Source organism: Kluyvera genomosp. 2 (assembly GCF_036759865.1).
GTDB lineage: Bacteria > Pseudomonadota > Gammaproteobacteria > Enterobacterales > Enterobacteriaceae > Kluyvera > Kluyvera ascorbata_B.
Genome location: NZ_JAPKIA010000002.1, coordinates 102,483 through 116,633, shown reverse-complemented (window position 1 = coordinate 116,633; position 14,151 = coordinate 102,483). Strand labels below are relative to the sequence as shown.

At 50.1% G+C, this 14,151-nt stretch carries 15 protein-coding genes and 1 riboswitch; of the genes, 12 read left to right on the top strand and 3 right to left on the bottom strand.

The genetic code is table 11. The features are described 5' to 3' along the window. The first annotated feature begins 84 nt into the window (after window positions 1–84). From V6942_RS02360 to V6942_RS02340, 5 genes are all read left to right on the top strand, one after another. The gene (locus V6942_RS02360) at window positions 85–309 is read left to right on the top strand and encodes a hypothetical protein (RefSeq protein WP_149384604.1); all 225 of its coding nucleotides are present in this window, start codon (window positions 85–87) and stop codon (window positions 307–309) included. A gap of 3 nt (window positions 310–312) precedes the next feature. Beyond that, complete coding sequence (locus tag V6942_RS02355) at window positions 313–690, top strand: hypothetical protein (protein WP_063857745.1); 378 nt, start codon at window positions 313–315, stop codon at window positions 688–690. An 18-nt stretch (window positions 691–708) separates the two neighbouring features. Next, window positions 709–1,746, top strand: a complete 1,038-nt coding sequence (locus tag V6942_RS02350) for a major capsid protein E (protein ID WP_333500776.1) — start codon at window positions 709–711, stop codon at window positions 1,744–1,746. 140 nt (window positions 1,747–1,886) lie between these two features. Continuing rightward, on the top strand, window positions 1,887–2,081 hold the full coding sequence (locus tag V6942_RS02345) for a hypothetical protein (RefSeq protein ID WP_071889112.1): 195 nt from the start codon (window positions 1,887–1,889) through the stop codon (window positions 2,079–2,081). Then, a complete protein-coding gene (locus tag V6942_RS02340; RefSeq protein WP_149384606.1) occupies window positions 2,081–3,961 on the top strand; it encodes a hypothetical protein in 1,881 nt (626 codons plus the stop codon). Before V6942_RS02345 ends, V6942_RS02340 begins: the two co-directional genes overlap by 1 nt. A gap of 27 nt (window positions 3,962–3,988) precedes the next feature. Here V6942_RS02340 and V6942_RS02335 read toward each other — a convergent pair whose 3' ends face one another. From V6942_RS02335 to V6942_RS02325, 3 genes are all read right to left on the bottom strand, one after another. Next, on the bottom strand, window positions 3,989–4,660 hold the full coding sequence (locus V6942_RS02335) for an EAL domain-containing protein (RefSeq protein ID WP_161575269.1): 672 nt from the start codon (window positions 4,658–4,660) through the stop codon (window positions 3,989–3,991). 252 nt (window positions 4,661–4,912) lie between these two features. Further along, complete coding sequence (locus V6942_RS02330; RefSeq protein ID WP_108454391.1) at window positions 4,913–6,148, bottom strand: tyrosine-type recombinase/integrase; 1,236 nt, start codon at window positions 6,146–6,148, stop codon at window positions 4,913–4,915. A 275-nt stretch (window positions 6,149–6,423) separates the two neighbouring features. Beyond that, on the bottom strand, window positions 6,424–6,984 hold the full coding sequence (locus V6942_RS02325) for a hypothetical protein (protein ID WP_146145705.1): 561 nt from the start codon (window positions 6,982–6,984) through the stop codon (window positions 6,424–6,426). 993 nt (window positions 6,985–7,977) lie between these two features. Here V6942_RS02325 and ompC point away from each other — a divergent pair. From ompC to V6942_RS02290, 7 genes are all read left to right on the top strand, one after another. Beyond that, window positions 7,978–9,069 carry a porin OmpC gene (ompC, locus tag V6942_RS02320; protein ID WP_182930588.1) on the top strand — a complete coding sequence of 364 codons (1,092 nt, stop codon included), beginning with the start codon at window positions 7,978–7,980 and terminating at the stop codon, window positions 9,067–9,069. 76 nt (window positions 9,070–9,145) lie between these two features. Further along, window positions 9,146–9,592 carry a hypothetical protein gene (locus tag V6942_RS02315; RefSeq protein ID WP_182967077.1) on the top strand — a complete coding sequence of 149 codons (447 nt, stop codon included), beginning with the start codon at window positions 9,146–9,148 and terminating at the stop codon, window positions 9,590–9,592. 227 nt (window positions 9,593–9,819) lie between these two features. After that, window positions 9,820–9,918: riboswitch (guanidine-I (ykkC/yxkD leader) on the top strand. A 55-nt stretch (window positions 9,919–9,973) separates the two neighbouring features. Beyond that, a complete protein-coding gene (locus tag V6942_RS02310; protein ID WP_333500775.1) occupies window positions 9,974–11,032 on the top strand; it encodes a putative urea ABC transporter substrate-binding protein in 1,059 nt (352 codons plus the stop codon). 17 nt (window positions 11,033–11,049) lie between these two features. Beyond that, window positions 11,050–11,865 carry an ABC transporter permease gene (locus V6942_RS02305; RefSeq protein ID WP_106925815.1) on the top strand — a complete coding sequence of 272 codons (816 nt, stop codon included), beginning with the start codon at window positions 11,050–11,052 and terminating at the stop codon, window positions 11,863–11,865. Continuing rightward, window positions 11,862–12,638, top strand: coding sequence for an ABC transporter ATP-binding protein (locus V6942_RS02300; protein WP_333500774.1), 777 nt, complete (start codon window positions 11,862–11,864; stop codon window positions 12,636–12,638). The genes V6942_RS02305 and V6942_RS02300 overlap by 4 nt, the downstream gene beginning before the upstream one ends. 11 nt (window positions 12,639–12,649) lie before the next feature. Continuing rightward, window positions 12,650–13,357: an urea amidolyase associated protein UAAP1 gene (locus tag V6942_RS02295; RefSeq protein WP_333500773.1), complete on the top strand. Its 708-nt coding sequence runs from the start codon at window positions 12,650–12,652 to the stop codon at window positions 13,355–13,357. Between the two features lie 11 nt (window positions 13,358–13,368). Next, window positions 13,369–14,001: an urea amidolyase associated protein UAAP2 gene (locus V6942_RS02290; protein WP_106925821.1), complete on the top strand. Its 633-nt coding sequence runs from the start codon at window positions 13,369–13,371 to the stop codon at window positions 13,999–14,001. Window positions 14,002–14,151 lie beyond the last annotated feature (150 nt).

Sequence of the window (14,151 nt, the reverse complement as noted above, 5' to 3'; positions counted from 1 at the left end):
AAGGGGCATTCTCTCCAGGGCTACTTAGGTAGCCCTTCTATTTATCTGCTGTAAACAAAAAAGTTACAATAAGGAAACTTCTTCATGTTTCTTATGAACTATGACCGTGTGATTACTCACAAAGGCACTTCTCTTATTCTCTCTGAAAAGATGATGAAACAGGCGGCGCATGTATTAGGCGTAAGTGTCGAAGAGATTCGACAGGCTACAGAGAAATTCTGGCCTACAGCCACGATCACAAAATCAAATACCCCTCACCCTTCATCAGGGCTTGAGACACGATTAAAACTAATAGCAAAAGGAAAATAACCAATGCAATTTGGAACATTTCAAACTCTGAACGGGAATAACAGCCACGCCCGTTATAAAATTATCGCCCATGCTTCTGATGCAATTATGCAGGATAAGCTGATCCGTGTGGAATCCGGTATTCCTGCCGATCTTATTGTTGGCGACCTTGTAGACGCTACAGGCGCGAAAGCTGCCGCCCCTGGTGACATTGCGTATGTTGTCGTAGAACCTGCAAACGCTGGCGATAAAGCGTTTATTGTAGCTTCTCCAGAACATACTATTTTAGCCCTGATTGGTGTTGAATTTGGAAGCCTGAATAAATCTCTGGCTCAAGCGCAATTAGCAACTCTTGGCTTTACTTTCACTGACTACGACACAGTAGCCCTACGCACAACCTAATCGAGGATAATAATAATAATGGCTTATTCAGATCTATTTTCTGGCAACATGTACGATTTTGCCAGCCCATTTACATTCTCTACTCAACTAAACCAGATTGTAACTAATCTTGGGTTATTCCGTGTTGAACATCACGATGTAAACTCTATCGCTCTTGAGAAAATCACCGATGTGAAAAATCTCGTTGCTCCTGAAAAGATGCCTTACGCCCAAAGCGATTGGAACAGTGCAGAACGTCCAGAATTTACCAATTCTCTTTACCAACTCAAGTATACGAATTCTTTGAACAGTGTTTCAAGTCTTGATCTGGCACAGTTTAAAGCGAGAGGCGTGGTTGACACTGCTGATCAAATTACCCTCGCTATTAACGATTTCAGCGATGCACAGTATGCACAGGTGAGTAACACGGTAGAGGTTGACCTTGTAGAGGCGCTGTTAGGGCTTTGTGTTAATTCTCAATTCGCCGGACAGGGCGATCTTGATTTCCTTGCTGGCGGTAGCAAAACCACATACACGATGGACATTAGCGCAGACGCTAACGTGTTCCAGCAACTAAGTGAGATCGGACGCATTCAGAATGTGAAACTTGGATCAGGGCTGGCGCAGGCTAAACAAGGAGCGGTGATCCTGGCTTCTGGCAAAGCTGCCGTAGCGCTACGCTATCACCCGTCCGTGAAAGACTTCATGGTGTATACGCTGCCGCTGGAATCTGGCGATAACTTCTACACCCGCACGAAAGGCGCTAATCCTGGTTTCGAAACATGGACGCTAAACGGTGTCACCGTGATCGATGTGACAGGCTACTCTCTGATTACTGATCGTATTGGTGTTGATTCGTTCGTGAGTATCCCATTAATGGCTCCTGAATCAAGTGCCTACGTCCTGCATAGCGGTGTGGGCGTTCGCCATGCGACACAAGGCAAAGGCGCGGATCTGTATCACCAGTATGTGATCGTAGATCAGCGCTGGGGCTTCCCAGAAGTGGCTACCGAGTGTAGCTATCTGCCTATCGTGAATGTGCCTCAAGCGATCATTTTCGGTACTGTCTCAGAATAGAATAATGAGCGATAGACGGTAGCTCTTTCCGTCTGGTAAATAAAGAAGAGCTTTTAAACAGGGCGTGTGGACGTTGGGAACTATGAGAGCGCAAATCTCCCCAGTGTTCCCGCCCTTTTTTATTTTCAGGTGAGGATACTATGCAATTAATTTTAAAATCAGCCAGAGGGCTGCATGTTCAACTTTCTGCATCAGATGCAGAGGGATTATTAAATGTCGCTGCTATTTGCAGACTATTAGATGTTGACTATAACGGCGTGAGACAACGTATTTTTCGTGGTGAAACTGTAGAGCAAGCGATTCACCATTTCTTAGATCAGAAAGGCGGTGAATAATGTCAGGTGGACTATCGATCAACATCGCAGAAATAAAATCGACCGTCACCTTCGTTGTGGACAAGCAGAGTATTGCGGAGGCTAAAAAATCCGCAGATGACCTTCAACGTCATTTTTCTAAGATTAAAGACCCGAAGATTCGTTTTCAGGCTCAAAAGCAACGTAGAACTAAAGCGCGGGAACAAGTGGCTGATGCAAAATCTGCTTTGCCTAAAACGCCCAGTGACTTGAAGCAGCAGCAACGCCAGGCAGAAAAGGCAGGGAAAGCGCAAGCCAGGGAAGCGGCTAAGATTGCCAAACGTAATGAGACAGCCGACCTGAAACGGCGCTCAGCCAACCTCCAAATGAAAGGTATAGCCGGAAAATACGGCGTTGATGCCGCCACACAACACCAGTTTGCTAAATTCGCTCACCAGCAGACTGAATTGTTCCGTAGCGGTCAGATCAGTAGTCAGAAGATGAACTATGAGCTACGCGAGAGAATTGCCCTCATGCGCCGTGAGGCGGCTTTACAGGCTAAAGTGACGGCATCTACTCAGGCACAGGCGGCAGCACTCAAACACGCTAAACGCACGGATTACAAAGGCGCGGCGGCTGGTATCAAAGAGAAGGGGCTGAATGTGATCGGCGGCGGTGCTGGTTTTATTGGTGCTACTGCTGCCCTTGCGGGGGGCGCTGGCATCCTGTCTCGTATCCGTGACAAAGGGAATGAGAATCTGGAACTTGTCCGTATGTCCGAACGTACCAAACTGAATCCTAATGCTGTTAAGGCGATTGTCGCCTGGGGACAGCAACACGGCGTAGACAGTGCCAGCGTGGACAAAATCACTGACGGCTTCGGGAAAGATACGCGCGAGAAAATCAGTGAAACTCTGATGAACAGCCAATTCGATCAGAAGAGTGGTAAATGGAAGGGGGGCAACTCTAACATTGAAGAAATCCTCAACAAGTTTGGTTGGAACAAGTCGCAGCTTTCACAATACGAAGACAACCCTCTGGACTTCCTCCAGGCCAGTGTTAACGAAGGGCAAAGACGCGGATACTCTGACGGTGAACTGTCCCACCTTCTGGAAAACATTTTCGACGATGGCGCTCATTACCTCGATCTCTTCAAGAATAACGGTGAACAATTTATTTCGACTCTGAAAAAGCTGGTTGATAGCGGTCAGACGCTGGACGACGAGCAGATCAAACAAGCCTACGCTTACGGCGATCTGTCCGTTGCAATGGGTAATCTGGTGAATGGTGTTGATAACAGTCTATTCACTGGCTTTATGAAAGGCTTCGCTGACGGTGGCGACGAGCTTGTTAAAAACACGCAAGTTATCACCGAATCGGCTGGAATGCTTGGAGAGGGATTAGGAGATCTGGCTAAACAGGTGACGGGCTTTGTTGGTGAGATTTCCGGCGTAGTGTCTGATCTGAATGAAGGGCTTCGCTCCCGTTTCCCTCAGTGGTTCACTAATAGCGATAAGCCAGCGGCCCAGGCCCTCTACGATGGTGCTGTGGGTGGTTCTGCGAATGCTACAGCGGATTGGATTCAGGATAAGACGGGCTTCAATACTCGTTCAGTGGGGCCAGCTATCATGGATTGGTTGGGCGTTGGTGGCGGTAATGCTGGAACAGCGGCAAATCAATACAGCCTAAATGGTGATTCTCTTCGTGGTTCCGCAATGTCACTCAGCAGCGGCAATGCGCCAGTGTACACGGTGAATCCTACATTCAATCTAAATCTTGAGGCATCCGTACCGCTCACTATCGCCAGCGATAGCTCAAGATTAAGCGATTACATTGATTTCCAGGCGAGAGCTTCTCAAGCCAGCTTTGCTCAGTCGCTAACGCTGCAAATGTCGTCCGGTCAATCGTCTACAGGTGGGTGATACATCAAAGGGGTGATGGTTTCAACACTACAGCAATGAATCCACATTTTTAAAAGGGACAGATTTAATAAGATACCCCTGTAATCCCCAAATCCCCACCTCACGCAGTATTCCCAAATGTTCTCGATTCTCAATCCCTTCGATAATAACTTTGCCGCAGTGTTTTTGAATGGAAGCAATCAGCGGGTAGAAGGTTGGTTTCTGCACCTGCTGATTAAAGAAGCAGCGATCTACTTTTACAACCTCAAAGTATCCTTCCATCAAACTAACTACATTCGAATTACCTGCCCCAAGGTCATCGAGCCACAGCCCATTCACACCCTGGCTCAGCGACTTTAACAAGGGGCTTTTTAATCCTTTATCTAAACCTGGGAAATTCTCAGAAAGCTCAAGTTTGATGAATGGCATCGATTCGAAAGTTTGTCTAAGTATGTAGTCATTACGTATCAGAAAAGCCATTTGCTGATCAATGTTCAGTGTACAAAATAGATTCTTTCGTTCGAACCACTTTTGCATACTGGCAATGTTTCCGCATTGTTCGTATAGGAAAAGCCGTTTCCTATCTAAATCCCAAGATGAAATTACGAACTCAGGATGAAGGGGGCGTCCATCTGGGGAAATGAAGCGAGTGAGAAGCTCAACGCCCAACAACTTTTCGTCAATGCTTACTATAGGTTCAGCAATGAATGTAGTATCCATAACAAACACCTTAAATTTCTACATAGGTTCATTCATAATGTGGTCTTTGTAACAAAAAATCAATAATGGTTTCTGTTATTTAGGTGTGTAACCTACTGAATTTGGTGGGTTTTTTTTGGGGTTTTAGTGTTATGGCTTTGATGCTTTTTTGTTACTATTTTAATCTTGCTTTGTTCGTAAAGCAAGAATTAGCGTGTATTATTCATAAACAATAGCTTATTAATCTAATCAATTTGTTTATAAATAAGGGGCTTACGCCCCTTTTTCCGTTTCAGGGAAGATGATCTCTGGATAATCCACCATTTCCACATAGTCGGACAATTCTTTCATGGAACACCCCGCGCTGTATGTCTTGAATGCTTCTGTGGCTGCGGCTTGGGAAGAGTGCCCCGTGATGTAGCCTATACGCTGTTCGGGTACTCCGGCACGGTCAAGACACGTGATAAAATGCCCCCTCAAACTGTGAAAGCATTGGCGATCTGTAGCCATAGGCACTACGCGACGCCGTAAGCGGGTGAATGCCTGGGAATAGAACGGCCCCTTTTTCCCGTCTTTGCGTTCAATCTTGTTAGCCTGTGGTAACAGGTAATCTCCAGTGTTCAAACTCAGATAATAATCCACCATACCGATCAGAAAAGCGTGGATCGGTATGTGCCTAACCCCTGCTTTCGTTTTCGATTTGCTAATGAAGAAAGTCTGTATCCCTTCCACTATAACAACATCTGATTTTTTCAAGCTGGCGATTTCGTCCAGCCTTGCACCAGAGAACAAACCGATCAGAATGACGGCTCGTAGTTCTTCGTCTGCTTCGTTGAGCAGGGTAGATAGTTGATGCCATTCAAACGGCTGGTAGCTCTCAATAGTGCGCCGTGCTTCGAGGTTCATGCCGTGAAACGGATTAAGCGGCGCTATAGCGTCGTAGCGACGTTTGGCAAACTCATAGAGGCTTCCCAGTGACGTTAACCAGTTTTGCAGCGTCTGCCCTGCTACGTCGCGTTTCTGCTGTTCTTCGATGAAATCCGTAACCAGCCGCCGTCCTATCTGATCCAAACTGATATCAACTTTCCCGATGCTCTGGAGAAATACTTCCACGGCCCGCGCCGATTTGCTCAGTGTGGACAATGAACGCCGATCCCGGTAGGCAGTTGCGTATTCATCCCGTAATAGGCACAGGTGGGGAATCGAACTGGCTCGCTCCTCAATCAGGGGTTTGTTTTTATTCTTGCGGATCTGTGAGTGCAGGGAAGTGATCGCAACTTGAATGCGTTTGTCCTCTGTATCCGGCTTGAACTGTTCTTTCAGGTTGTTCCACTCTACCAGCATGTGATTGCGGAAGTGTCGAGCCTTGTAAATGTCTCTTGTACCAGTGCTTTTCCGGTAGAGGCGCTTCCCGCCGAACATGTGGCGCATGTAAGCAGGAACGTAGATTTGAAACTGCCATACCCCATCCGGTGAAAGATAAAGATACTCCTGGCCCTTGATTGTCATGAGACTGATCCTCTAAAATCTCGCAATCAAGTATCAATAATAGTTACTATGTTGATTCTCTGACCGTCGCGCTATGGAAAAATGAAACGTCGTTTCGATTCCCTTCGCCCGCTCCAATCTCAAGTCTCTATCTCTCCACTGAATTCAACGACGCCATGATTTAATTCGGCTTTTTGGCATTTTCCTGTCAACCGAGTTCAACCTGCCTTACCCCCAATCAACAGCCTGTGTGGCATAGAAATGGGGCCAGGAATGAGCCACTCCGTATGCAGGGCTTACGCTCGCCCCGCTTCCTCAGCCGCAGTCGTTGGCATGTCATCCGCGACGAGCGCAACCGTATGAACGGGGAGGCCGGTCTGATAGCACATTCTGTACAGTTCCACGGTGGTCGACAGGCTGCCATGAATCGTCACGGTCTCATTTTCTTCGAGCCACAGTTTCAAACCGGTATTCCCCTGGGCGTAGATCACCAGCGCCGCCTGGCGGGTGATGTATTCCTGCCCTAGCAACGAAATCGATACCAGTTTCGTGCCATCCTTAGGCGTTTTGCGATACGGGAGATGCTCTTCACCCGCGACATCGTTCAGACAATCGGTGCGGTTTTCCTCTTTAATCAATTGATTCGCCAGACTCTGGCCTTCCGCCGTCAGCAGAACCATAAGCTGGAGATCGTTCCTCCGATAGATCCGCACCAGGCCCTTTTTTTCCATCAGATGAAAGGTCTTACGGACATTGCTGCTGTATGTCCTGATTGATGACTTTAGCTGTAATGCCCGCTCGATATCACGCGTGAGGGGTTTTCCTGACGGCTGTTTTACCGTCTCTACCAGCAGCATTTTTTGCAGGCGCGAGAGGCGCTGTCTTTTTACGCTCTGAACTTCATTATTACCAGGGGCTATCGGCATAAAAAACCTATATAAAATTAATGTTGGAGTGATTAGTCTTTTATTTATTAATCACGCATGTCGTGATTAACAATTTATTTGTTATTGATTCTAATTTATTTGTCTGGTTGATGTTTGACGAAAGTAACGTGCTATATGTTGGGTGAATGTTCCTTATCTTTACCTGTTTTATCATTTTTGTTTACATTCAATATATTTGTCTGCCGTCAGGCATCTCATTTAGTTTAATATTTCCCCGGCGTTCAGCTTAACCGCCACGCATGGTGCGCCGAGTTGGTGCATAAATATCTTCTCCGCGCGCCACTTTGCGCATCAGGGAAAAGGGGGAAGTAATACGCTTCCTGTAGAGCGATAAGAATCAACTAAGGCAATATAAAGGCATCATAGTCGCGTTTGCTGCCGTTCCCGATAACCAATGAAGGTGATAGTTATAGGGGGCATTCTATTGATAGCAGATTGATGAATTCTTTCAATCCCGACAAAGCAACATTACACAAGATAATAATTTGAAACATAAGCTATTTATCAATTTATTCGACTATAATAATTGATTTTTATGGCATCAAAGTCTGCTGTCGGTGTGGAAATGACTTGATGGAATGATTCTTTTTATACATAACAAATGCACGCAGGCTAATAGTTTTTATGGTAATGGGTTAGTCTTTTTGATGTATTTGCAAAAAAAATCAGAAATCGTCTGTTTGTATTATGAGGTTTTTCTTTAAATGTAGTTTTATTGTGAATGAATTTATTTTGCATCTCAGAAAAAGAGATGTGACAGGGTGTTTTACATATTATTACATGTTATTAGTTTTGTTTTATGAACTTTTCCTTAAATGTTTACAGGCAGTGTTTGAGAGCGCCTGTCTACATGTAATAGCCAGGCGGTCTATTGATTTCAACATAATAACAAATGATGAAGCCATTATGAAAAAAATTCTTGCAGTGATTATTCCAGCATTACTGGCTGCGGGTGCAGCGCATTCAGCCGAAATGTATAATAAAGACGGTAACAAGCTGGATTTATATGGGAAAGTTGATGCCCGTCGCACCTTCTCTGATGCAAAGGGAAGCGATGGTGATGCAACGTATATTCGTCTGGGCTTTAAAGGTGAGACACAAATTAATGATGTGCTGACCGGCTATGGTCAGTGGGAATACAACATTCAGGGTAACGGTACAGAAGATGGCGCGAAAACCGCGACCCGTCTGGGCTATGCCGGATTAAAAGCGGGCGATTACGGTATGTTTGATTATGGCCGTAACTATGGCGTCATCTATGACGTTGAAGCCTGGACGGATATGCTCCCTGTCTTTGGTGGGGACTCTTATTCAACCACCGATAACTTTATGAATAACCGTGCAAACGGCCTGGCAACCTACCGTAATAGCGGTTTCTTTGGCCTGGTGGATGGTCTGGACTTCGCGATTCAGTACCAGGGCAAAAACGGTGGGGGGAGTGAAAACGTTAACGGCCGTGACGATGCCTTCGCGCAGAATGGTGAAGGCTGGGGCGCTTCCGTGGCGTATGAGATTGGTGCGGGCGTCAGCGCGACGGCGGCCTATTCCGGCGCTAAGCGTACTGACGATCAGCAGCGCCTGACCTATAACGATGCTGAAAATGCGGAAGCATGGGCCAGCGGCCTGAAATACGATGCTAACAATATCTACCTGGCCGCGACTTACGCCGAAACCCGTAATATGACAAAGGTCGGGGATTTCGTTACCGACAAAACCAAAAATATTGAACTGGTTGCTCAGTATCAGTTCGATTTCGGCCTGCGTCCATCCATTGCTTATCTGCAATCGCGAGCGAGCAACGACAACCAGGGCATCAAAGGAAACGCGGATGTCGTGAAATACATGGAAGTGGGCGCGTCATACTACTTCAATAAAAATATGGCCACCTACGTCGATTATAAAATCAACCTATTGGATAAAGACAACGCGGCCGTGAAGAACCTGGGTCTGAGCACGGATAACGTCGTCGGTATCGGTGCGGTATATCAGTTCTAAACCACTCTGCTGGAGAGGCTCTCACGGCCTCTCCAGATTTCATCGCCCGGGTAGCAGTATGCAGAGGGTTACCACCATGTTTTGTGTATTCCTGGAGTCTGATGAACTGACTCCTGAAATCACCACGCTGAAAGACTTTAACGATCTCCTTAGCCATGACATACCGACGGCGGTATTCGTCATTTCTCACGATATTGCCCGCTTTATCAAAGATGCTTACTTTATGAATCTCACGATTGACGGCCTGCAGAACTGCTATTTTTCGTTGAATAATGGCCAGGAGTTTTTTGAGTTTAATCATCGTGGTCATTGCTATACATATTGCGAGCCGAAAGCCGAGTGGCACGTGACGCCCGCGCAGTTTATCCGCAGCCAGTGGCTGGCGAATGAGGATCTGCATAGCCTGATCACCCCGGAATTTATCACCAGCTACAGTAAAATGTTTCCTTGCCTACAGAAAAAAAAGCAGCAGTTCGATTTGCTGTTTACTCAGCACTATTCTGGCGCGCAGCGAAAAGGATAGAAAACGCTGCGATATTGATAACGCCACGGTAAACATATTGAATGCTTTCCCCTTGCTGATAAAACCACGCCCATCCCCACCAGCACCATTGTGGAGCACTGCCTTCTTTTCGCGCACCACAAAAGGGATGTGGCTCACGAACCAACGCCTAATGCACTGATAATAAGCAAAAATAAACCTGGCATAGCCTTTGCAAATCTCACTTCGCAGTGCAACACACAATCTGAAAAATAGCTGGCTAGGGTTCCGGTTCACCGCGGTGAACGGCTGGTCCAAGAGCTGGCGACCTCTGAGAGGTTACACGGCGGGACAAAAACCCGGGAGACAGCAGCACCTGATGGTGTCGCGCTGCCCCTAATTTTTGCCTATCAGAGGTTAGACATGAAGAAAACGTCATTATACCGCGCTCTTGTCCTGTCGCTGGCGATGCTGGTCAGTCTTCCCACTTTTGCTGCCGTAAAGAAAGAGTTTAACGTCTGCTGGACCATCTACGCCGGATGGATGCCCTGGAGCACCATCAGCAGTAGCAAAATCATCGATAAATGGGCGGATAAATACGGCATTAAAATCAACGTCGTCCAGCTTAATGATTATATCGAGTCGATTAACCAGTACACCGCCGGTCAGTTTGATGGCTGCACCATGACCAACATGGACGCGCTGACGATCCCGGCAGCGGGCGGCGTGGACTCCACTGCGCTGATCCTCGGCAGCTATTCGGAAGGCAACGACGGCGTGGTGATGAAAGGTGAGGGCAAAACCCTTAACGATCTGAAAGGGATGAAAGTCTACCTGCCGGAGCTTTCTGTTTCCCATTACCTGCTGGTGCGCGGGCTGGAAAAAGCGGGCCTGGCGGAAAAAGATGTCACCGTCGTGAACACCTCCGATGCGGATATCGTGTCGGCGTTCGGCACGGCAAACGTACAGGCTGCCGTGGCCTGGAACCCGCAGCTCTCCGTTATCAAAGGGACGCCAAAAACCACCGAAGTCTTTAGCTCCTCGCAGGTCCCCGGCGAGCTTATTGACATGATGGTCGTCAATAGCGAAACCCTGAAGGATAACCCTGCGCTTGGCAAAGCGCTGACCGGCGCATGGTACGAGATGATGGGCCTGATGAAGGCGCAGGATACCCACGCGTTAACGTCGATGGCCGCTGCCTCCGGCACCGATCTGGCCGGTTATCAGGCGCAGTTAAAAACCACCCACCTGTTCTACACCCCGCAGGACAACATCGCGTTTATCACCTCGGCGGAGCTGGCGAAAACCATGCAGCGCGTGGCCTCGTTCTCATTTGATAAAGGGCTGTTGGGCGAGGGCGCCCAGAGCGCGGATTTTATCGGTATGACCTTCCCCGGCAAGGTGAGCTGGGGCGATGCCAATAACGTGAAGCTGCGCTTTGACGACAGCTTCGTGAAAATGGCCGCTGCCGGCACGCTGTGATGACTGACGGAGTTTCCATGCGACACATTAATCGTCATCCCAAACCCGGCATGCGTCTGATGCTTGTGATGTTGCCGTTCATCCTGCTGCTGATGGCCTATTTCTTCGGTTCGGCGGTACGGCTGGACGCCAACCCGCACGACAAACTGCTGCCCGGTTTCCAGCAGATGCTGGATGCCATATCGCGGATGGCGTTTACCCCGGATAAACGCAGCGGTGAGTACCTGCTATGGGTTGATACCCTGGTCAGCCTGGCCCGTTTGCTGACCGGTCTGGCTATTGCGTCGCTGGTGGGGCTATGCATCGGCGTGATGTCCGGCGTATTCCCGCTGTGGCGGGCGTCGTTGTCGCCGCTGATGACCGTGCTGTCGATGATCCCGCCGCTGGCGATTTTACCGGTGCTGTTTATCGTCTTCGGCCTGGATGAACTGTCGAAAGTGATGCTGATTGTCATTGGCATCACCCCGATGCTGGCTCGCGACCTGGAACAGCGCGCGGGCGACATTCCGCAGGAGATCCTGATTAAAGCGCAGACCTTAGGCGCGAATAGCTGGACGCTGGTGCTACGGGTGGTGCTGCCGCAGCTGCTGTCGCGGCTTCTGACATCGCTGCGGCTGCTGCTGGGGTCGGCGTGGCTGTTCCTGATTTCAGCCGAGGCTATCTCCTCAACCGCCGGGCTGGGCTACCGCATTTTCCTCGTGCGCCGCTACATGGCGATGGACGTCATTATTCCTTACGTCCTGTGGATCACGCTGCTGGCATGGCTGATGGATCTGGCGCTCCGTCAGCTACACAAAACCTGTTTTCCCTGGGCGGAAGGAGGGAAGGCATGAGCTTTATCAGTATCAATAATATCTGGCAGGAATACGGCGACCACGTGGTGCTGGAACGCCTGAATTTGCAGGTTAAAGAAGGGGAGTTTTGCTCCATGGTGGGCGCATCCGGCTGCGGAAAATCCACCTTCTTGCGCCTGCTGCTCGGCCAGGAAGCGCCAAGCCGCGGTTCCATTACGCTGGAAGGAAAACTGCTCAACGCCGAGCCGGACAGCAGCCGCGGCGTGGTGTTTCAGCGCTACTCCGTTTTCCCGCACCTGAACGTGCTGGACAACGTCACGATTGGCCTGGAGCTGCCGCAATCGCCGCTGTGCGGGCAGCTGTTTGGCGGCAAAAAACGCGCGGCGCGCGCGCGGGCCGCCGAAATGCTGGAAAAGGTTGGGCTAAGCCACGCGCTCGATAAATATCCGGCTCAGCTCTCGGGCGGTATGCAACAGCGTTTAGCCATCGCCCAGGCATTTATTATGCAACCGCGCGTCCTGTTGCTGGACGAACCGTTTGGCGCGCTTGACCCGGGGATCCGTAAAGACATGCACGCGCTGCTGTTGCAGCTGTGGAGCGAAACCCGCATGACCGTCTTTATGGTGACGCACGATCTGTCGGAAGGCTTCAACCTCGGCACCCGCCTGCTGGTGTTCGACAAAGTGCGCATTGACCCACAGGTGCCGAACGCCTTCGGCGCGCGTATTACCTACGATATCCCGCTCAACGAGACGCGGCTTTCCGCGCTCGGCGGTACGGCTCCCGATAACGTTTATGCATTAAGGGGTTAACAGTGAATACCATGACAACATTACGCGAAGAGACGCTCCCCGCCGGTGGGCATCTCTCCTTTATTCTCAAGCGCGGGCAGATCCTGCGGATGACCGACATCGACGGCGGCGCTAACGTCAGCCTGATGATGTTAAACCCGCATGAGAAAAGCGAACGCTTGAATCTGCCGGACACGCTCAAAGGCCAGCACACCGCGCGCCTGACCGCCGGGCACTGCTTCTACTCGGATATGGGCCGCGTGCTGGCTGGCATTACCGCCGACACCAGCGGCTGGCACGACCCGTTTGGCGGCGTACTCAATGCCGCCGAAGCGGCGGAGAAATACGGGCAGGGGCGCTATCAGGAACTGCGCAATGCCTTCTACCGCAACGGCACGGATAACCTGTTGGTGGAGATGGGGAAATGGGATCTGAATCTTGAAGATCTGCTGATGGTGGTCAACTTCTTTAGCAAAGTGACCGTGGATGAAAACGGGCAGTTCAGCTTCCACAGCGGCCACTCGCAGCCGGGCAGCTACGTGGAACTGTATGCGCCCATGGACGTCCTGATGGTGATGACCGCACTGCCGCACCCGATGGACCCTTCGCGCGAATATACGCCGCGCCCGGTCGCGCTCAGCTGGCGTCGGGCCGAGGATGAAGAGGCTGCGGTTAACGCGCTTTTAACCCGCCCGGAAAACCAGCGCGCCTTCACCAATACGCAACTTTTTGCCCTGTAAGGAGCCGAAAAATGACCGCTGCCAGCGAAAAACATGCTCAGTATGCCGCCTTCCGCCACGTGATCCCGGCGGGAGAACCCTACCTGTTTGAGGTGAAAAAAGGGCAAACCCTGCGTCTGCTCGATCTGGAAGGTAATCAGGCTATCGACACGCTGTTCTATAACGCCGATAACCCTCGTGAACGCTACGATGCCCAGCGCACGCTGCGCCGCCAGAACAACGCCTACCTGACCTGCGACAGCGTGCTTTATTCCAATCTGGGCAACCCGCTGCTGACGATTGTGGCCGATACCTGCGGTCGCCACGATACGCTCGGCGGCGCCTGCGCGCAGGAGAGCAACACCGTGCGCTATGCGCTCGATAAGCGTCATATGCACAGCTGCCGCGATAACTTCCTGTGCGCCTGCCTGCACGATGGTCGCCTGCAAAAACGCGATATTGGCGCGAACATCAATTTCTTTATGAACGTCCCGGTGACGCCGCAGGGTGGCCTGACCTTTGAAGACGGTATTTCCGCACCGGGGAAATACGTCGAGCTGCGCGCCGAGTGCAACGTCATTGTGCTGATTTCCAACTGCCCGCAGTTGAATAATCCCTGCAACGGCTGGAACCCCACGCCAGCGGAGGTGCTGGTATGGAACTGACGCCAACCCGCTGGCAGCGCCTGCGAAAAATGATCTATCGCCTGTTTGAAGTGCGTGCCGGACGCCTCCTGCCTTAAACGCTTTTTCCCCATGGACGACCATGCGGTGAGCCGATTTTTGGGCGGGACGACCCGCCACGATTGAGTCTGA